The organism is Bacillus sp. 11C, from assembly GCF_055486375.1.
On record NZ_JBUPVZ010000005.1, the window covers coordinates 34,704 to 54,304 of the forward strand.

At 44.4% G+C, this 19,601-nt stretch carries 22 protein-coding genes and 1 pseudogene; 8 read left to right on the forward strand and 15 right to left on the reverse strand.

The window, feature by feature from the left end:
• Positions 1–104: 104 nt before the first annotated feature.
• The 4 genes from ACY3LV_RS08885 to ACY3LV_RS08900 all read right to left on the reverse strand — a co-directional run bounded on the left by ACY3LV_RS08885 (position 105) and on the right by ACY3LV_RS08900 (position 4,218).
• Positions 105–1,769: a glycoside hydrolase family 13 protein gene (locus ACY3LV_RS08885; protein ID WP_464863653.1), complete on the reverse strand. Its 1,665-nt coding sequence runs from the start codon at positions 1,767–1,769 to the stop codon at positions 105–107.
• Between the two features lie 127 nt (positions 1,770–1,896).
• Positions 1,897–3,189, reverse strand: coding sequence for a hemolysin family protein (locus tag ACY3LV_RS08890; RefSeq protein WP_148963933.1), 1,293 nt, complete (start codon positions 3,187–3,189; stop codon positions 1,897–1,899).
• Between the two features lie 43 nt (positions 3,190–3,232).
• The gene (locus ACY3LV_RS08895) at positions 3,233–3,910 is read right to left on the reverse strand and encodes a zinc metallopeptidase (protein ID WP_148963934.1); all 678 of its coding nucleotides are present in this window, start codon (positions 3,908–3,910) and stop codon (positions 3,233–3,235) included.
• A gap of 44 nt (positions 3,911–3,954) precedes the next feature.
• Entirely contained in the window at positions 3,955–4,218 is a 264-nt protein-coding gene (locus ACY3LV_RS08900; RefSeq protein WP_087993376.1) for a hypothetical protein, read from the reverse strand.
• Between the two features lie 46 nt (positions 4,219–4,264).
• Between ACY3LV_RS08900 and mstX the strand changes: the two genes are divergently transcribed.
• The gene (gene mstX / locus ACY3LV_RS08905) at positions 4,265–4,597 is read left to right on the forward strand and encodes a biofilm formation protein MstX (protein WP_087993377.1); all 333 of its coding nucleotides are present in this window, start codon (positions 4,265–4,267) and stop codon (positions 4,595–4,597) included.
• On the forward strand, positions 4,594–5,577 hold the full coding sequence (locus ACY3LV_RS08910; protein ID WP_333518550.1) for a potassium channel family protein: 984 nt from the start codon (positions 4,594–4,596) through the stop codon (positions 5,575–5,577). The genes mstX and ACY3LV_RS08910 overlap by 4 nt, the downstream gene beginning before the upstream one ends.
• On the opposite strand, the gene ACY3LV_RS08915 is transcribed toward ACY3LV_RS08910, so the two are convergent.
• The 5 genes from ACY3LV_RS08915 to ACY3LV_RS08935 form a co-directional block, all read right to left on the reverse strand.
• Entirely contained in the window at positions 5,574–5,978 is a 405-nt protein-coding gene (locus ACY3LV_RS08915; protein WP_464863654.1) for a YugN-like family protein, read from the reverse strand. The two genes, ACY3LV_RS08910 and ACY3LV_RS08915, sit on opposite strands and share 4 nt — an antisense overlap.
• Positions 5,979–6,038: 60 nt before the next feature.
• Positions 6,039–6,413 (reverse strand): hypothetical protein, encoded by a 375-nt coding sequence (locus ACY3LV_RS08920; RefSeq protein WP_464863724.1) that lies wholly within the window; start codon positions 6,411–6,413, stop codon positions 6,039–6,041.
• 58 nt (positions 6,414–6,471) lie between these two features.
• Positions 6,472–7,824, reverse strand: coding sequence for a glucose-6-phosphate isomerase (locus ACY3LV_RS08925; RefSeq protein WP_148963938.1), 1,353 nt, complete (start codon positions 7,822–7,824; stop codon positions 6,472–6,474).
• Between the two features lie 111 nt (positions 7,825–7,935).
• Positions 7,936–9,108 (reverse strand): iron-containing alcohol dehydrogenase, encoded by a 1,173-nt coding sequence (locus ACY3LV_RS08930; RefSeq protein WP_333560763.1) that lies wholly within the window; start codon positions 9,106–9,108, stop codon positions 7,936–7,938.
• Between the two features lie 102 nt (positions 9,109–9,210).
• On the reverse strand, positions 9,211–10,374 hold the full coding sequence (locus ACY3LV_RS08935) for an iron-containing alcohol dehydrogenase (RefSeq protein WP_333560764.1): 1,164 nt from the start codon (positions 10,372–10,374) through the stop codon (positions 9,211–9,213).
• A gap of 229 nt (positions 10,375–10,603) precedes the next feature.
• Here ACY3LV_RS08935 and ACY3LV_RS08940 point away from each other — a divergent pair, with 229 nt between their 5' ends.
• Positions 10,604–10,840, forward strand: a complete 237-nt coding sequence (locus tag ACY3LV_RS08940; RefSeq protein WP_010329881.1) for a DUF378 domain-containing protein — start codon at positions 10,604–10,606, stop codon at positions 10,838–10,840.
• Between the two features lie 44 nt (positions 10,841–10,884).
• Here the strand turns inward: ACY3LV_RS08940 and yugI are convergent, their stop codons facing one another.
• The 3 genes from yugI to ACY3LV_RS08955 form a co-directional block, all read right to left on the reverse strand.
• Complete coding sequence (gene yugI, locus ACY3LV_RS08945; RefSeq protein ID WP_087993383.1) at positions 10,885–11,277, reverse strand: S1 domain-containing post-transcriptional regulator GSP13; 393 nt, start codon at positions 11,275–11,277, stop codon at positions 10,885–10,887.
• 200 nt (positions 11,278–11,477) lie between these two features.
• Positions 11,478–12,638: an aminotransferase gene (locus ACY3LV_RS08950; RefSeq protein WP_464863655.1), complete on the reverse strand. Its 1,161-nt coding sequence runs from the start codon at positions 12,636–12,638 to the stop codon at positions 11,478–11,480.
• Entirely contained in the window at positions 12,639–13,139 is a 501-nt protein-coding gene (locus ACY3LV_RS08955) for an Lrp/AsnC family transcriptional regulator (protein WP_148963943.1), read from the reverse strand.
• A 149-nt stretch (positions 13,140–13,288) separates the two neighbouring features.
• Between ACY3LV_RS08955 and ACY3LV_RS08960 the strand changes: the two genes are divergently transcribed.
• Positions 13,289–14,110 (forward strand): alpha/beta fold hydrolase, encoded by an 822-nt coding sequence (locus tag ACY3LV_RS08960; protein ID WP_148963944.1) that lies wholly within the window; start codon positions 13,289–13,291, stop codon positions 14,108–14,110.
• Positions 14,111–14,136: 26 nt separating this feature from the next.
• Here ACY3LV_RS08960 and ACY3LV_RS08965 read toward each other — a convergent pair.
• Positions 14,137–14,383 (reverse strand): annotated as a pseudogene (locus ACY3LV_RS08965) (DUF1871 family protein).
• A gap of 86 nt (positions 14,384–14,469) precedes the next feature.
• Here ACY3LV_RS08965 and patB point away from each other — a divergent pair.
• The 3 genes from patB (at position 14,470) to kapB (ending at position 17,479) form a co-directional block, all read left to right on the forward strand.
• Entirely contained in the window at positions 14,470–15,633 is a 1,164-nt protein-coding gene (patB, locus tag ACY3LV_RS08970) for a cystathionine beta-lyase PatB (protein ID WP_464863656.1), read from the forward strand.
• Positions 15,634–15,760: 127 nt separating this feature from the next.
• Positions 15,761–17,047 (forward strand): ATP-binding protein, encoded by a 1,287-nt coding sequence (locus ACY3LV_RS08975; RefSeq protein ID WP_464863657.1) that lies wholly within the window; start codon positions 15,761–15,763, stop codon positions 17,045–17,047.
• Positions 17,048–17,092: 45 nt separating this feature from the next.
• Complete coding sequence (gene kapB, locus ACY3LV_RS08980; RefSeq protein ID WP_148963948.1) at positions 17,093–17,479, forward strand: kinase-associated lipoprotein KapB; 387 nt, start codon at positions 17,093–17,095, stop codon at positions 17,477–17,479.
• Positions 17,480–17,506: 27 nt separating this feature from the next.
• On the opposite strand, the gene kapD is transcribed toward kapB, so the two are convergent.
• Positions 17,507–18,124, reverse strand: coding sequence for a 3'-5' exonuclease KapD (gene kapD, locus ACY3LV_RS08985; RefSeq protein ID WP_333518542.1), 618 nt, complete (start codon positions 18,122–18,124; stop codon positions 17,507–17,509).
• Between the two features lie 75 nt (positions 18,125–18,199).
• Positions 18,200–18,403, reverse strand: coding sequence for a hypothetical protein (locus tag ACY3LV_RS08990; RefSeq protein WP_464863658.1), 204 nt, complete (start codon positions 18,401–18,403; stop codon positions 18,200–18,202).
• On the opposite strand from ACY3LV_RS08990, the gene ACY3LV_RS08995 reads away from it, so the two are divergent.
• Positions 18,306–19,514, forward strand: coding sequence for a multidrug efflux MFS transporter (locus tag ACY3LV_RS08995; RefSeq protein WP_464863725.1), 1,209 nt, complete (start codon positions 18,306–18,308; stop codon positions 19,512–19,514). The genes ACY3LV_RS08990 and ACY3LV_RS08995 overlap by 98 nt on opposite strands.
• Positions 19,515–19,601 lie beyond the last annotated feature (87 nt).

Genomic DNA, 19,601 nt, shown 5'->3' on the forward strand with positions numbered 1-19,601 from the left:
TCATTTATCCGCTCTATTTGCTAATTCGTTCTGTGTTCTTTTTTTCCTGTTAAGCGCTCACATAAACGTGATAAAAACAAAAAACTCCAGTCTCTCGCTGGAGTTTAGCGCCATACATATATCCTTGCTTCATATGGCTTTAAAAGTACTGAAGTCATGTGCTTATGCGGCTCTGTTTCAACATTTGACAATACAAGTGCGTCTGATGACAACGGCAACCCGGCGTGCTTGAAAAAGGCCGGCGTTCCTGTCAGGTTGGCCGTAATCAAGGCAGTATCGCTCTCGTTTTTCCGCAGATACGCAAAGATTTGCTGATCTTCCGGTAAAATGAGCTCGTATATCCCGTTGATAAAAACATCGTATGTTCGGCGCAGCTTGATCAAGCTTTTGTAAAAGTGGTATACGGATGTTTGGTCGATTTTTTGCGCCTCGGCATTCAGCCATTTGTAATTTTTATTGATTCCGATCCACGGTTTGGCATCAGAGAATCCGGCGTGTCGATCAGCATTCCATTGCATCGGCGTTCGTGAATTGTCCCGTCCCTTTTTCCAGACCATCTTCATCACGTCCTCGTGTGAAGCGCCTTTCGCCCTTTCTATTTCATACAGGCGCTTCATTGTGACATCATCATAGTCAGCAATAGACGGAAACGCCACGTTCGTCATGCCGAGTTCCTGTCCCTGATAAATAAACGGTGTGCCCTTCATGAGAAAATAAACAGCAGCAAGCGCTTTTGCACTTTCTTTTAGGTACACGCCGTCGTCTCCCCACACAGAAACTGAACGGGGCTGATCGTGATTCTCCATAAACAAAGCATTCCAGCCGATCCCTTCAAGACTGTCCTGCCAGTCTGTTAAAATTCGTTTGAAGGAAACGATATCAATGCTCTCATTGACCTCTACATCCCACAGCCCGAGATGCTCAAATTGAAAAATCATGCTGAAGATGCCGTTTTTTTCTCCAGCCCAATCATCCGCTTCCTTTGCAGAGACACCGTTTGCCTCACCGACTGTCATAATCGGATAGCGGGAAAATGTGTTTTCTTTCAGCTCTGTTAACAAATCCATTATGCCGTCAGCATTCATGTGATAGGGGAAAGAAGGAACGACATCCAGTCCTTTTGGATTCGGCATATCGGGAAGCCCTTCTTTTTTCTTAATATGAGTAATGGCATCGACCCGAAATCCATCAATACCTTTGTCAAGCCACCAATTCACCATGTCATAAACGGCATTTCTCACCTTTTCATTCTCCCAGTTCAAATCAGGCTGTTTTTGATCAAAAAGATGAAGATAATACTGGCTTGTCTTTTGATCATACTCCCAAGCCGGCCCACCGAAAATACTTTCCCAATTATTTGGCGCTTTTCCGTTTTTGCCGTCCTTCCAAATATACCAGTCGCGTTTTTCCGAGTGTATGGATGAACGGGATTCAATGAACCACGGGTGTTCGTCGCTTGTATGGTTCACGACAAGATCCATTATCATCTTCATGCCCAGCTTATGAATGTCATGGAGCAGCTCGTCGAAATCAGCCATGGTGCCGAAATCGCTTAATATGTTTTTATAATCCCTGATATCATAGCCGTTATCCGCATTGGGCGAATCATACAAAGGGCAAATCCAGATGACATCGGCGCCCAGCTCTTTTATGTAGGGAAGTTTGGATCTGATACCTTGAATATCCCCGATTCCGTCGCCATTTGAATCTTTAAAACTGCGGGGATAAATTTGGTACACAACCGCTTCCTTCCACCAAGCCTTTTTCATACAGCCACTCCCTTCCTCAGTGTCCCGGTCTATATATCTTATGTAGACAAAAGGCTTTACAGCATTGCTTTTTCAGAAAACCGCCAGCCATTATAAAAAAAACAGCCGTTCAATCTTCGGCTGCTTTTTATAAAAAGTCAGTTTTTTTAATTTCTACAAAACGGATGTGATGATCTTCTGCATCGCGGATTTTAAATTCGCAGCCCTCCGCGTGTATCACATCCCCTGCTTTCAGCTCCATTTTTTGCGTCAGAAGCCAGCCTGCGATCGTATCAATTTCTTCATTTTCAATGGCAATGTCGAGCAGATCGTTCACTTCGTCTATTAGCGCTTTTCCATCCATCACATAATGGTGCTCGCCTTTTTTCAAAATGTGCGGCGTTTCATCCTGATCATATTCATCGCGGATGTCCCCGACGATTTCCTCGATAATATCCTCGACAGTGACAAGCCCCGCCGTTCCTCCGTATTCGTCTACGAGAATCGCCATGTGAATCCGCTCCTTCTGCATGCGGATCAAAAGCTGCTGAACAGGGATGCTTTCGATGACCCTGATGACGGGCCTCATGATCTGCTTTAACTTTATCGGCTTGCCGAGAAAATAGGCTTTAAACATATCTTTGCTGTTGATGATTCCTAAAATATGATCCTTGTCTTCTTTGATGACAGGGTAGCGTGTATACCGTTCATTAATAATGTGATGAATCGCTTCTTCAAGCGACTGCTCCAGCGAGATGACCGCAATTTCTGTCCGCGGGATCATGATCTCTCTCGCTACCCGGTTGTCGAATTCAAAAATCTTATTCACATAACGAAATTCAGACTGATTGATTTCTCCTTTTTCATAGCTTTCTGAAAGGATCAGCCTCAGTTCCTCCTCGCTGACGACAACCTCATGCTCCTTCACAGAATGAAAGCCAAATAATTTCACAAAAAAACTTGCAGAGCCGTTCAATGCTTTAATAAACGGAAACATGATTTTATAAAACCAGATCAAGGGCTTTGCAATCGATAAGCTGACAGCTTCAGCCTTTTGAATGGAAACCGTTTTCGGGGCAAGCTCCCCCAGCACCACATGCAAAAAAGTGACGATGATAAATGCAATTACAAATGTGACAATGTGGTTAATCGGTTCCGGCATGCCTGTCATCTCAAACAAAGGATGAAGAATGCGTTCAAATGTCGGTTCACCAAGCCAGCCAAGGCCGAGAGCTGTAATGGTAATCCCGAGCTGGCAGGCTGATAAATACTCGTCAAGATTGGAGATAATTTTGTGTGCGGCAAGCGCCCGGCTATCACCGCTTTCGATAAGCTGATTGATTTTTGAACCTCTGATTTTGACGATTGCAAATTCCGCAGCAACGAAAAAAGCCGTAATGCCAATCAAAACCAAAATGGCGACCAATTGTAAAATAAGCAAAAAAAGCCCTTACCATAAATGGTAAGGGGCCACCTCCTTAACGTTAGTTCTCATTACGACCGTTTAAGAAGATCATCACAAAGCGAAGAAGCTCAAACAGGGATACCAGGGCGGCGGCCACATACGTTAAGGCGGCGGCGCTCAGCACTTTATTTACCCCATTCTCTTCATTGTTTCGGATGAATCCTTCTGACACAATAATTTGCTTCGCGCGTGAACTCGCATTGAATTCGACAGGCAGTGTAATCAGCTGGAAAAAGACAGCGGCTGAAAACAGAATGATGCCAAGCCCGATCAGATTCAGGCTGCCGAGAAGCATGCCGCCTAAGAAAAGAAAAGGAGCTACACCTGATGCAAAATTCACGACTGGGAAGATTTTATGTCTCAGCACAAGCGCACCATATGATTCCTGATGCTGCAAGGCATGTCCGACTTCATGGGAAGCAACGGATATGGCGGAAATTGAGCGGCCGTAATAGACCGGCTCAGATAAACGCACCACCCGTCTTGTCGGGTCGTAATGGTCTGTTAAAGTGCCTCTTACCGGTTCGACCGGCACGTCGTAAAGACCGTTTATATCTAAAATCCGTCTTGCCGTTTCTGCCCCTGTACGTCCGCTTGAGGCTTCCACTTTTGAATATTTTTGAAAGTTGCTCTTCACTTTAAATTGTGCCCAAAACGACAATCCCAATGCGGCTATTGTTAAAAATATAAACAGCATTTTTCATCATCCTTTTTCTATGATCAAATCTTTCTTTGTTACGATTATTTTAATGAGTTTTCTTTCTCGTGTACAGAAATGCGCTTCTTCTTCCGGCTCGGGACACACATTCCGATCAGCAGAAAGAACAGTCCTGCTGAAAACAAATAAAAGGCAAAGCCGCCGACATTCTTCTTCAAAAAATGAAGCCAGGAGAAGCCGCCGGAAAAGTGATTATATGAATTCAAATCAAAAATAAACAAAATCACCGCGGATGCCGCCAACTGGGTTCCGATCAAAACCACGATCGTTCTTTGAATGATCGTCATCTTTTTCATCCTTTTTGCTTTAGTTTATGGAGAAACCCGTTTTTATATGTTTTGTTCATTTTTTGAAAAACATCACCTGAAGTGGGACATACTGTTAGAAAAAAGCACGGGTGTGATGGAAGCCATGAAAGTGACGAGTGAGGAAAAGGAACAGCTGAGCACAGCAATCGACCGAATGAATGAAGGGCTGGATGCATTTATCCAGCTTTATAATGACTCGGAAATCGATGAACCACTTATTCAGCTTGAAGATGATACAGCCGATTTGATGAAACAGGCCCGGGATATGTACGGCCAGGAAAAGCTAAATGAGAAATTAAATACGATTATTAAACAGATTTTATCCATCTCATTATCTGAAGAAGGAGAAAAAGAATGAAATCAAATCGGATATTTATTTCGTGGCTCAGGTGGCCGTTATTTATCCGAATCGGGGTTATTATTTTATTTCTGATTCTTTTGTTCGGCCAAATCATTTATATACTTGAGCCGAAACAGTTCACTTCGGTATTTGAAGGTATTTGGTGGGCTGTTGTTACCGTTTCGACAGTCGGCTATGGAGACTATGTGCCGCACACGCCGCTGGGACAGGCAGCCGGAATACTGCTGATTTTGACTGGAGCAAGCTTTGTCACCGCCTATTTCGCCACGTTATCAGCGGCCGCATTCAGCAGACAGCACCGCTACATTGAAGGAAAAGTTGCTTACAAAGGGCGGGGCCACATTATTCTGATTGGATGGAACGAAAAAACTAACCGGCTGCTGAAGGCGCTGCAGCTTGCGAATCCTTCCAAGACGGTAGTGCTGATTGATGAATCTTTGAAAGAAGGCCCGCTTATCGAAAACCTTCATTTCATACGGGGCCATGCTGCAGATGATGAGACACTGAAACGGGCCAATATTACTGAAGCTGAATCCGTCATGATTACAGCCGATCAGTATAAAAGTGAAACTGAAGCAGATATGCTGTCAGTGTTGATTCTTTTATCTGTTAAAGGGCTTAACCCCCTTGCTTACTGCATCGTCGAGATTTTGACTGACCGTTTTGTCACCAATGCGGAGCGGGCAGGCGCTAATCAAATCATCGGAACTTCAGAATTTATCAGCCGAGCGATACTGCAGCATTACCAAGTCAAATTACAGCCGTCTAAGCAGAATGGAATCAATCTGACACTCGATCAACATGTAAAGCTTCTTTCTGTTCCTGATCATCTAAAGGGAGCCGCTTACAAAACGTGTGTCATCTATTTCCTTGATCACAACACTACAATTATCGGCGTACAAAAAGAGGAAGGGCTGGTGATTTCCCCTCCTCTTACATATAAAGTGCTCGAAACAGACCAATTTCTTGCGATCTAATACAGCAGAACATCCTCCAATTCTTTTACAAGAGAGGCGCCGATATCTAAATACGCAGGGTCAATTTCCGCGTCGCGCCTTTCCGGCTCGGAAAATTGATTAAACAGTGATTGAAACGGACCTCCCTCGGCATTGTCGTCAAGACCCGACTGAAACACCTGCCTCAGCATAAATGGCGTGCCGATCCGAACGGCCGCCCCTCGTTCATCGAGACTGCCCTGTACCGCATTGACGGGTATCCTTAAAAACAAATAGCCGTCTTGATCATCAATTTTATAATCAAAGTAGCCGTGATCGTATTCCCAGCCGCCGTTTATTCCATAACCGAGCGGCTTCATGACTTGTTCCAGTTCTTGAAGCAGAAAAGACTGCCCATCTATCGCGGAAGGTATTGTAATCATCAAAATGCCCCTTTTTTCACTTATCTTGTCCTGCCGAACAAGACTTCATTCAAAGGCGAACTACATGGAAATCGTTGTTGTTTCTTTCTTACGGCCAACAGAAAAGAAAGCGCATTCAATTAAAAAGTAAACAGCCATTGCCGCTGCAAGTCCTGCAGCCGATTCCCATGAAAGATAAACAACCGCGGCGTAGAGTCCTAATTTAGTGAACAGGGTATGAGATCGTTTTAATTGCATCTTTCGGTGTACCGCATCGGTAAAAAGGGCAAGCGGCAAACCAATAAGAAGAAAGGCGTGGATGAAAAAGTGTAATAGCGTACCGCCATAGCTTGAAGAAAACGCTGTGTACACGGAATCGAAGGAGATAAGGAGACTTAGAACAGCTGCAGAAAAACCGGCAATGATGAGATGTTTGACCATTTGTTTCATGAACATCAGCACCTTTCTGATTTTATAAAAAGCCGACCGGCACATGCCAGTCAGCTTTCTCACATTACTCTTCCAGACGTTTTTCAAGCTCTGCTTTTTTCTCTTCAAAGCCAGGTTTACCAAGCAACGCAAACATATTGACTTTATACGCTTCTACTCCAGGCTGGTCAAATGGATTGACGCCAAGGAGATAACCGCTCATCGCGCAGGCTTTTTCGAAGAAATATACAAGGTATCCAAAAGTATATGCGTTCAGCTCAGGAATGTTAACGATTAAGTTCGGAACATTTCCGTCTGTATGGGCAAGCATTGTGCCCTGGAACGCTTTCTTGTTAACGAAATCGACCGTTTTTCCAGCTAAATAGTTTAAGCCGTCAAGATCGTTATCCGCTTCTTCGATTGTCAGCTCATGTTTAGGTTTCTCTACATTCAGCACCGTTTCAAATAAATCTCTGCGGCCTTCTTGTACATACTGGCCTAATGAATGAAGGTCTGTTGAATAGTTAGCTGAAGAAGGATAAATGCCCTTCTCATCTTTCCCTTCACTTTCTCCGAACAGCTGCTTCCACCATTCCGCAAAGTATTGAAGCGCCGGCTCGTAGTTGATGAGCATTTCGATTGTTTTGCCCTTATTATAAAGTACATTGCGAACAACCGCATATTGGTATGCAGGGTTTTCTTCCAATTCAGATGCTGCAAAATCTTTGCTCGCATCCAGTGCGCCTTTCATCATGTCGTCAATGTTGACGCCGCTGACAGCAATCGGCAAGAGGCCAACAGCTGTTAATACAGAATAACGGCCGCCGACATCATCAGGAATGACAAATGTTTCAAAGCCTTCTTCGTCAGAAAGCGTTTTTAATGCGCCGCGCTCTTTATCAGTTGTCGCGTAAATCCGCGCTTTCGCTTCTTCTTTGCCGTATTTCTCTTCAAGAAGCTTGCGGAAAATACGGAAAGCGATTGCAGGTTCAGTTGTCGTACCTGATTTAGAAATCACATTTATAGAGAAGTCCACATCTTTAAGAAGATCCATGACATCTCTCATATAAGATGAACTGATGTTATTTCCGATGAAAATAACTTGCGGATTGCCGCGTTTTGCTTTTGGCAAAGTGTTATAAAACGCGTGATTAAGCGCTTCAATCGCAGCCCGCGCCCCAAGGTAAGAACCGCCGATTCCGACAACAAGCAATACATCAGAGTCAGATTTGATTTTTTCCGCGCTTTTTTTGATGCGCGCGAATTCTTCTTTATCATAATGTTCAGGGAGGTCCACCCAGCCTAGAAAATCACTGCCAGCGCCTGTTTTTTCATGAATATTATGGTGTGCTGTTTTTACAAAGTCCCGCAGGTATGTAAGTTCATGTTCGTTGAAGAAAGTCAACGCTTTTGAGTAGTCAAAGCGTACATGCGTCATTGCTTGTCCCTCCATAACGGTATAATGTTTTCATCTTTCACTTTATATGAACTTATCTGTGAAATCAAGTCAAGAAGAAAGGGCGGAATGATTGGATTCCGCCCTCTGGGTTTATAGAGACGCGCGAAGGATGGCGAGCACGTCATCTTTGTTCAGTTTTTGGAAGTTGCCGAAGCCGCCGTGTTCCATTTCTTTGGCTGCGATATCAGCAATCAGCTCAAGTTTTTCTTCTCCGATATTGTAATCGGCAAGACGGGAAGGCGCGCCGAGGCTTATCCAGAATGCAGACAGCTTGTCGATGCCTTCAAGCGCAATTTCTTTATCTGTTTTGCCTTCAGTATCAATGGCAAACATGTTGAGCATAAGGTTTTTAAAGCGGCCGACATTTGTATCAAGCGTGTATCTCATCCAGTTTGGGAACAGAATCGCCAGTCCGCCCGCATGCGGAATATCATACACAGCTGAAACGGCGTGCTCCATTGTATGAGAAGCCCAGTCGCCGAAGTAGCCCATCTGGAGCGTGCCGTTTAAAGCGATTGTCCCTGCATACAAAATCGTTTCACGATGTTCGTAGTTCTCCAGATCTTCAAGAAGCTTAGGCGCTGTTTCGATAACCGTCTGCAGAACCGCAAAGCACATTCTGTCTTGAAGCGGCGTATTTTCAACATTATGGAAGTATTGTTCAAATACGTGGCTCATCATGTCAACCATGCCGTATACGGTTTGATTTTCTGGGACAGTGAACGTATTTTTAGGATCTAATATAGAGAAACGCGGATGAGTCACATTGCTGCCCCATACATATTTCTCGTTTGTTTCCCAGTTTGTAATGACGGAATCAGGGTTCATTTCAGAGCCAGTCGCAGCAAGAGTTAAAACAGTGCCGAATGGCAGCGCATCCTCTGCTGTTGCTTTTTTGCTGAAAATATCCCAAGCGTCGCCGTCGTATTTGACACCGGCAGCAATCGCTTTTGTGCAGTCAATGACACTTCCGCCGCCGACAGCAAGCAGAAAATCAATGTCATGCTCTCTGCATAGGTCTATGCCTTTCTCCACTGTCGCAAGACGCGGATTCGGCTCTACACCTGACAGCTCATGAACAAATGCGCCTTCTTCTGTTAAAATGCCTGTAACTTGATCATACAGGCCGTTGCGTTTAATGCTGCCGCCGCCGTAGACAAGCAGTACATTCTTGCCATATTGTTTTAATTCTTTTCTTAATTGTTCAATCTGACCTTTTCCGAAGATCAGCTTCGTCGGATTATAATAAGTGAAATTTTCCATTGTAAAACCTCCAAATGACGCTGGTAAAAAAAGATTTTCCATTTTAGCATAAATTGATAAAAAGAAAAAGAGAAGCAGACAAACAGCTGCTTCCCCCTTGTTTTATAGAGATGCTTTTAAAATTTCCAGCACATCTTCTTTGTTGAGTGATTTAAACTGGCCGAATGTTCCATTAGCCATAGCCTTGTCAGCGATTGTATCAAGCTGCTCATCATTAATATCGTAATCAGCAAGACGGTTCGGAGCGCCAAGGCTTGTCCAGAACGCAGACAGCTTATCAATACCTTCACGTGCGATTTCTTCATCTGTTTTACCAGCTTCTTCAACATCAAACACACGAACTGCAAGCTGTTTCATGCGGGCAGGGTTCTCAGACAATGTGTGTCTCATCCAGTTCGGGAACAGAATCGCCAGTCCGCCGGCATGCGGAATATCATAAACGGCTGATACCGCATGTTCAATATTATGAGTTGCCCAATCCCCTCTTGCACCCATAGAAAGCATGCCGTTTAACGCAATTGTTCCTGTGTACAGGATTGTCTCACGCAATTCGTAATTTTCGAGATCATTGATCAGTTTAGGCGCAGATTCAATGACTGTGCGCAGAAGTGATTCACACATACGGTCCTGATATGGCGTGTTTGATGCATGATGGAAGTATTGTTCGAATACGTGGCTCATCATGTCAACCATACCGTAGATCGTGTGATCTTTAGGGACTGTGAATGTATTCACCGGATCGAGAATCGAGAATTTAGGGAATACAAGCGGGCTGCCCCAGCCGTATTTTTCTTTTGTTTCCCAGTTTGTAATAACCGAGCCTGAGTTCATTTCAGAACCAGTCGCAGCGAGAGTCAATACGGTTCCGAATGGCAAAGCGTCCTTCGGCTGATATTTTTTCGTGACGATATCCCACGCATCACCATCATACTTCGCTCCTGCAGCAATCGCCTTTGTACAGTCGATGACACTTCCGCCGCCGACAGCCAGCAAGAAATCTATGTTGTGTTCTTTACAAAGGGCAACACCCTTATTAACAGTCGACACACGCGGATTCGGTTCTACGCCCGCTAATTCATGCACGGTCACTCCAGCTTTATTCAGCTGTTCAATCACTTGATCATACAGGCCGCTGCGTTTAATGCTTCCGCCTCCATAGACAAGCAATACGTTTTTCCCGTAAGGTTTGAGTTCCTCCGGCAGTCTTTCCACTTCCCCGCGCCCGAAAATTAATTTGGTCGGATTCCAGTATGTAAAGTTTTGCATGACATCTCCTCCTTAGATTATTAATTATGCAGAATGTCCTTACTGTATGTAAAGCAATCAGCTCTCACCGGGCGGCATATCGTATGGTTTGATATTGCAAGATGCTGGGAAAGAACTCATATAGGCGAGGGCAGAACAGTTTCCCTCAATATGGAGAATGCATGTATAGATTCTCCAATATGTCACAATCTATAACTGTTTTAATAATTCATGGAGGAGGTTGCAAAACATGAGTACGATCCAGAGAATTTGTCTTGTTTTAACCATCATTGGCGCCATTAACTGGGGACTGATCGGATTTTTCCAATTTGACTTAGTAGCGGCCATCTTCGGCGGTCAAGGGTCAGCCCTTTCCCGTATCATTTACGGACTTGTCGGGATCGCCGGATTAATCAACCTCGGTCTGCTGTTTAAGCCAAACGAGCAAACATCTCGTGAAGAGGCAGCAAATCCTGAGATGCGATAGGATAAAAAATCACCGGACATTTCTGCCCGGTGATTTTTTCATGCTTATTTTTTGATAAGGTCTTTGCGGTTGGACATTTCGATCCACTCTTCAAGCTTATCTTTTAAAGTGTTGAAACCTTGTGGTGCAGAAGCTTCTTCGCTTACGTGCGCAGCTTTAGGTTTTCTTGGTTTGCTTTCTTTTTTCTCAGGCGCAGCTTGTGTCGCACGAATTGAAAGGCTGATTTTTCCTTTTTCTTCGTCAACAGCAAGTACTTTTACTTGTACTTCGTCGCCAATTGAAAGGTGCTCATTGATATCTTTTACGAAACCATGAGTGACTTCAGAAATGTGTACTAAACCTTGAGTTTCTTCATCTAATGCAACAAACGCACCATACGCTTGTAATCCTGTAACTTTACCAGTGTAAACACTGCCCACTTCAAATTTTGCTGCCATTCATAACAACTCCTAAGTTAAATTAAATATCTGTTTATACGCAATTTAAAATTATATCACAGATGTTTTATTTCCGCAAAGAAAACTTTTATAAAAAATTAGGTTTAAGCATAGCGAAAAGGGGGTAAACTGCAAATACCAAAGGCTTTCTAGTATTCCCCCCTTTTATTGGATGCGAACAAAAGGTTCGTATCTTTTTTTTATGTCGTTTTGTTCAGGAAGCGCTTCATTCTGACTAACGCTTCTTGAAGCTGCTCGATCGAGGTTGCGTATGAACAGCGAATATAGCCTTCACCACTCGGACCAAACACACTTCCCGGAACAACAGCCACTTTTTCCTGTGTCAGAAGCTCTTCAGCAAACTGCTCCGAGCTCATCCCCGTGCTTTTGATGGATGGAAAAGCATAGAAAGCGCCGCCTGGATGATGACAGCTGAGGCCGATTTCATTGAGCGTTTCCACAAACAAATTCCGTCTTCTCCGATAACTTTTTTTCATTTTTTCTACATCTTCCATGCCGTTCTTCAGGCCTTCCAAGGCGGCAAACTGCGCCATTGCCGGCGCGCACATCATGGCATACTGGTGAATTTTAAGCATTGCATCCCGAATCACAGGTGGCGCTGCTGCAAAACCGAGCCTCCAGCCCGTCATCGCAAACGCTTTTGAAAAGCCCGAGATGACAACCGTCCGTTCCTTCATTTCCGGTAATGCCGCTATGCTTGTGAACTCCTTATCATATGTTAGCTCCGCGTAGATCTCATCGGCTAAGACGATTACGTCATGTTTTTTGGCAAACTCCGCAATTTCATTCAGCTCTTCCTTCGAATAAACAGAACCTGTCGGATTCGATGGCGAGCAGATAAGAATGGCTTTTGTTTTTTCAGTGACAGCCGCTTCAAAATCCGCAGCCGTCGCTTTAAATCCTTTGTCTGCCGTTGTATGGACATGAACCGGAATGCCGCCTGCCAAAGAAACGAGCGCATCGTACGCCACAAAACACGGCTCAGGAATGATGACTTCCTCACCTGGATTCACAATAGCGCGGATCGCAATATCCAAAGCCTGACTCGCCCCTACGGTCACAATGAGCTCATTGTCTGGCGAATAGCCAAGGTCAAACCTGTTGCTCAAATAACGGCTGATTTCCTCACGCAATGAGTATAAACCGGCATTGGCAGTGTATGACGTATATCCTTGTTCAAGAGAAAGAATGCTTGCTTCGCGTACATTCCATGCAGTAACAAAATCAGGTTCGCCGACGCCTAAAGAAATCACGCCTTCCATCGTTGCCGCCAAATCAAAGAATTTGCGGATGCCGGACGGTTTTATTTGTTGTACATAGTCAGATAAATACGAAGTCATTTACGGTGACACCACGATTCTTTTGTCGTCGTCTCCTGCTTCAAACACTTTGCCGTCATGCTTGTATTTTTTCAGGATAAAATGAGTGGTTGTCGATACAACTGAATCAAGGGTTGACAGTTTATCTGAAACAAAACGCGCTACGTCAGACATCGAATGACCGCGAATCACGACAGATAAATCGTACACGCCTGACATCAGGTAAACTGATTCAACCTCTTGGAATCGGTAAATGCGTTCCGCCACTTCATCAAAACCGACTCCCCGCTTCGGCGTTACTTTGACGTCAATCATGGCTGTGACACCTTCATGTCCGTCGACTTTTCGCCAGTCAATCATAGCGGAATAATCGATGATAACCTTTTCTTTTTCCAGTTTGTCAATAATTGCTTTTACTTCATTGACAGGGATGCCCGCCATCTTTGCGATTGTTTCTAAATCGGCGCGGCTGTTTTCGTCTAAAATTTCTAATATTTCTGTTTCTTTTTCTGTCAATTTCATTCAATTCACACCTTTGCAATGTCAAGAAATCTTCATGACATTATATCACGTTTTTTGACGAATGCTAAGAAAAAAACGAGGAGAAACTTCCGCTAGAATTGACAATTTCAGGGCACAATACAGACATCACATGAAAGGGAGTGACACGGATGGAGGCGATTTCACCAATAAGGCGGCTTACAGTCGATGGGGTAAATGTATACTACGAACATTATCAAAATCCGGGCAGGCAAACACTTGTCTGCGTACACGGTTTTTTATCGTCTGCCTTCAGCTTCAGAAAAGTAATCCCTCTGCTTCGGGACAAGTACGACATCATCGCACTTGATTTGCCTCCTTTCGGCCAATCTGAAAAATCAAGAACCTTTATCTATACGTATCAAAATCTCGCTAAGCTTGTCATTAGGATTTTGGAACACTTGCAAGTAAAACAGGCTGCGCTTGTCGGCCATTCTATGGGCGGGCAGATATCGCTGGCTGCTGCGCTGCAAAAGCCGGAGCTTTTTTCAAAGGTTGTACTGCTCTGCAGTTCAGGGTATTTAAAACGTTCACACCCGACGATCATTTTCGGGACCCACCTCCCGTATTTTCATCTTTATATTAAGCGCTGGCTTTCGAAAGAAGGCGTGGTGAAAAATTTATTGAATGTTGTGCATGACAAATCGCTGATTGATGAGGAGATGATTGACGGCTATGGCAGGCCGTTTCAAGACGAGGAGATTTTCAGAGCCATGACAAAGTTTATCCGCCATAGAGAAGGAGACTTAGAATCCGAGCAATTAAAGAAAATGAACAAGCCTGCTCTATTGATTTGGGGCGAGGAGGACCGAATTGTCCCTGTGGAGATTGGTAAACGGCTGCACAGGGATTTGCCTGATTCCGTGCTGTACTCACTTGGCCAGACCGGACATCTGGTGCCTGAGGAACAGCCTGAATTCGTTTCAGAACACATTGCAGCGTTTATCAAATAACAAAAAACCGGATTGATACCGGTTTTTTAAGGCGTGCAGGAGCTGCTGTTTTTAATGAATAAAAGCTGGCCAGCCACTTCCCGGCAGCGTTTGTTCAAAAGAAGCTTCAAATATACCCTGAATGCTTTTCGCCAGCACGTTGGGATCGTCTTCGTCATAGACCGCCTGTACGACATCAACAGCCTCGGTTTCGTAAAACTCTTCTCCATATTTAAACGGGTCCCACTTGGCAATGATCTTGATCATTTCCCTGACCGCTTGACTTTCTTCCATATTGATCACCGCTTATAATAAAATTTGCAGTTTTATTTTATCATAGTTACGCTAAGATGAATAAACAAACATGAGGGGGTAACAGAATGAACTTTGATAAACGAGAAGAACGCCTTGGCACCCAATCGGTCAAATGGGACAAAACAGGCGAATTATTCGGCGTGGAAGACGCACTCCCGATGTGGGTGGCAGATATGGATTTCCGAGCGCCGGAAGCAATAACTGAAGCATTAAAAGAGCGCCTTAGCCACGGGATTTTCGGTTATACGGCTCCAGATCAAAAAACGAAGGATGCTGTGTGCGGATGGATGCAAAGCAGGCACGGCTGGAAGGTAAACCCGGAAAGCATTACATTCAGCCCGGGCGTTGTCACAGCTTTGAGCATCGCGGTACAAGCTTTCACGGAACCTGAAGATCAAGTGGTTGTCCAGCCTCCTGTTTATACGCCCTTTTACCATATGATTGAGAAAAACGGCCGGCATGTTTTACATAATCCGCTGCTCGAAAAAGAAGGCGCATATGAAATAGATTTTGAAGATTTGGAGACGAAGCTTAGTGATCCAAGCGTCAAATTGTTCATTTTATGCAATCCTCATAACCCGTCAGGACGTTCATGGGGACGGGAAGATTTACTGAAGCTCGGCGAATTGTGTATTGAGCACGGCGTCACAATTGTATCAGATGAAATCCATTCCGATTTAATGCTGTACGGTCACAAACATACGCCGTTCGCTTCTCTCTCTGACGATTTCGCCGAGATTTCCGTGACATGTGCTGCGCCAAGCAAAACATTTAATATCGCCGGATTACAGGCGTCGGCCATCATTATTCCGGATCGGCTGAAGCGCGCCAAGTTTTCCGCAAACCTGCAGCGCAACGGTTTAGGCGGGCTGAACGCGTTTGCCGTCACTGCGATCGAAGCCGCTTATTCAAAAGGCGGGCCATGGCTCGATGAATTGATCTCTTACCTTGAGAAAAACATGAACGAAGCAGAAGCCTTTTTGAGCACCGAGCTACCAAAAGTTAAAATGATGAGACCGGATGCATCATACCTGATCTGGCTCGATTTCAGCGCTTACGGCTTGTCCGACGCGGAGCTTCAGCAAAGGATGCTGAAAAAGGGAAAAATCATTTTAGAGCCAGGGACGAAATACGGGCCTGGCGGAGAAGGGTTTATGCGCCTGAACGCGGGATGCTCTCTCGCAACCTTGCAGGACGGCCTGCGCCGCATCAAAGCGGCATTAGCGTAAATATAACTGTTGAACGCCTTTACGTCTTCATTGGTAAAGGTGTTCTTAATAAAGGAATTTTATATTTCCCTTCTAATATTTAGTGTTATAATAGATTCATATTTTATACGAAAGGATTTCACAACGAATGGAAATTCTAAAAGACTACCTCCTGCATATCTGCTTTATTTTGTTTCCTATTCTTCTTTACCAAGTGTTTTGGCTCGGAAAGCCGGCGATCCTTGTACCAAAAATAAACAGCGTATTGGTCACGTTATTCGCGTGCGGCGCCTCCATTTTATGCATTATATTCCCTATTCGGGAAATGGACTACATACAGTACGGCCTTCAGATGATTCCTATCATCATTTGTTTATTTTACATTAGTACTGCTTCCGGACTTACAGTCGCCGTATCTGTCTTATGTTTTGAACTGCTGTTTTATGAACCTTCCGCAATGTTTGTTTTCACTTTGCTGCCTTTTCTTATTCTCATCCCAATTTTATTTCAGAAAAAATGGCCATTCATGTCCAAAACGAGAAAGCTGATGCTGACTTTATTGATCGGCTGCTCGGAGATCTTCTTGGTTTTCGCCTCCAGCTTGATTTTTTCCGCCTTAAATATTTTAAATTTTCAAAATTCAGGAATTTTACTTTATGAGGCGGCTGTCTCAGGGCTGTTCCGCTCCAGCGTTCTTCTTTTAAGCATCTATATTATCGAAAGCATCGCCGAAAATATCGCCCTGCGTTCACAGCTGATCCATTCAGAAAAAATGACGATTGTGAGTGAACTGGCAGCGAGCGTCGCTCATGAAGTCAGAAATCCGCTGACTGTTGTCCGCGGGTTTGTCCAGCTGCTTTTTAATGACGAAACCCTTCAAAACCAATCGAGTGCGGATTACAAAAAGCTTGTACTGTCAGAACTTGACCGGGCGCAAGGCATTATTACAAACTACCTCGATATGGCCAAACAGCAATTGTACGAAAAAGAAGTTTTTGATTTATCAGCGCTTATCAAAGAGACAAGCTCCCTTATGGTATCGTATGCCAATTATAAGTCTGTAACTGTCGAGGCTGAAGCAGAGCCGGGCCTTTTTATATACGGAGACGCAACAAAGCTGAAGCAGGCAGTCATCAACCTGATGAAAAACAGCATTGAAGCGGTTCCCCATGGGAAGGGAATGATTTACGTATCAGCCAAAAGAAGCGGCCATACGATTATGGTAAACATCTCAGATAACGGGGTCGGCATGACAGACCATCAGATGCAAAAACTCGGCGAACCTTATTATTCATTAAAAACAAATGGAACGGGGCTCGGGCTCTCCGTAACCTTTTCAATTATTGAACATCATCACGGGACCATTTCGTTTAACAGCAGTTTCCAAAGAGGCACCACCGTAACAATTAAACTTCCCGCCAACCTTCCTCACTAGCAAATCGAGTGGAACTTTAATAGAATAAAGGCGAGGTGATGAGAAATGAGCACGTTTGAGACAGGCTCTATCGTTAAAGGATTTTATAAAACAGGTGTATACATAGGAGAAATCACCGCTTGCAGGCCGCAACATTATTTAGTGAAAATCAAAGCGGTTCTCACCCATCCCGCTCAAGGAGACCTTCATCATCCAAAACAGGCGGATGTGCCGTTTTTTCATGAGAGAAAAGCGCTCGCATACGGTGAACAGACCAACATCCCCCATCATATGGTGAAGCCTTATGACGGTGAAGTGCCGGATTATAACGAGTCTCTGCGGGAGGCGGCAGCACAGCTGAGAGCCAAATTAAATGAGGATGGTTCAGAGTGGGCAAAGCGCTCCCTGAATAATCTGGATATTTTAGAAAAAGAGTATTTTAACCGGCCGTAACCCAGTCTGACAAAAGATTGGGTTTTTTTACGTTGCGCGCTTGAACAGTTCGGATAAATCGATTCTTTCGCCGATTGTCGGCGGTTTTGGCTTTTCGAGATACTGCTTATCCTGTTCAACAAGCTTAAAAAGCTTATGTGCTGTGAGGGCATCATCAAGCGCTTTATGATGGGTGCCCGTTCCGGCATCTCCATACTCCTCGGCAGCTTTCCACAAACCCGTCAGTGTCCGGTCTCCAAAAAAGTTTTTGTATTCGAGCGATAAATCTCTCATTTCCCCCTTAAAAGGGAATGGAATATGGTTAAACATACAGTTTTGCTTCAGTACCTTCATGTCCATGTTCCCCCACGTAATAATTGTGCTATTTTTCTCAGGGTCCAGCTCGTTTAGTTTACGGATGAAATCCTCGAACCTCATCCCCTCATCTACCTGCTTTTGGCTTATATTTAAAAATGATTTGCAGCGTTTCGTCAGCTTCGGGAATTTTTTCGGTCTGACATAGCTAGAAAACGTCTCAACTACTTCATCATCAACCGACTTTACAATTCCGGCTTCAATGATTTCCGGGAAAAAGTTTTGCGGACTGTACTTCCCTTCAGGCATCGTAAATTCGAAATCAATAATGAGTAAGCTGTTTGTCGTCACCTTTTTACACCTGCCTTTCCTCCGATCAGAAAATACTATCTTTATAGTATATCAATTCACCTTCTCGACCTTTCTTCATTTTCTAAAAATAATGAATTTTCCCAGCCGCTTTGTTTCTTTTAAATCGTGAATCGTTTCTTTATAATTGGTAAGGAACCCGAAATAATAAGAAGGTGATGTTATTTCTAACCGTAAGAAGAACTTCGTCATTGTGTGGCTGGCGAACTCTTTTGTCTCAGCCAGCACAACGATGATCGTTCCTTTTCTCTCCTTATACATTGAGACGCTCAGCACTTTTTCAAACGGCTTTGTGCAAAGATGGAGCGGCTATGTGTTCGGCATTACATTTCTCATGGCGTTTTTGGTATCGCCGTTTTGGGGGCGGTTCGGAGACAAGCACGGATACAAGAAAATCCTTATGGCAACCGGAACAGGCATTGCCCTCAGCATTTTATTCATGGGCTTTGTTACATCGGTGTACCAATTGTTTTTTCTGCGTATGGCGATGGGGCTTGTAACCGGATTCATTCCGACCTCTCTTGCGATGATTTCGGCACAGACTCCGAAGAACTCAGCCGGCAAAACACTCGGCACGCTGCAAATGGGGCAAGTGTCCGGAAGCTTGTTCGGCCCGCTTTTGGGAGGCATGCTTGCTGATCGTTTCGGCTTTACGTATACCTTTTTTATCACATCCTTTGTGATTTTTTCATCTGTTCTTCTCGTGTTATTTGGTGTCAAAGAACAGCCTCTTGCAGAGAAGACAGCCAAACGTAAGACTTACACGAGAAAAGAAGTGTTCTCCTATATTTTTCACCAGCCGGCGCTTTGGGTCATGATGCTGTTAACCATGCTGATTCAAACAGGCAATTTCAGTATCCAGCCGTTGCTCGCTCTATATGTAAATGAGCTGCACGGACCTGTTAATCTGGCCTTTTTCTCCGGCATGGCATTTTCAGCAACGGGACTCGGAAGTTTGCTGCTGGCTAGAAAATGGGGCGATCTGGGCGACCGCTACGGCCACCGCCGCATTTTAATCGGACTTTTACTCGCTGCCTCTTTCTTTTTTATTCCGCAGGCGCTCGCGTCCTCACTCAGCGTGCTCCTTGTGTTCAGATTTTTATTTGGAATGGCGATGGGCGGCTTGCTGCCATGCATTACGGCAGCGATCCGCGTTCAGGCTCCCGGCAGCATTCAAGGGGAAATCCTCGGCTACAATGTCAGCTTTCGCTTTTTAGGAAACGTGCTCGGGCCTCTTATCGGCGGAATCATATCGAGCCATTTTACAATTTCGGCCGTCTTTTATGTCACAGCGTTTCTCTTTTTCGCCGGCGCGTGCATGCTTTGGATGATGCAGAAGTTCCGGAGGGATTCTTATGCCAAAGCAAGCTGATTCTCAGAAAAAACTGAGGGATCTTCTAAATTTAACCTTCTCGTAAACTCAAAAGAATGGTACGATATGGCTAGAATTTAGGAGAAA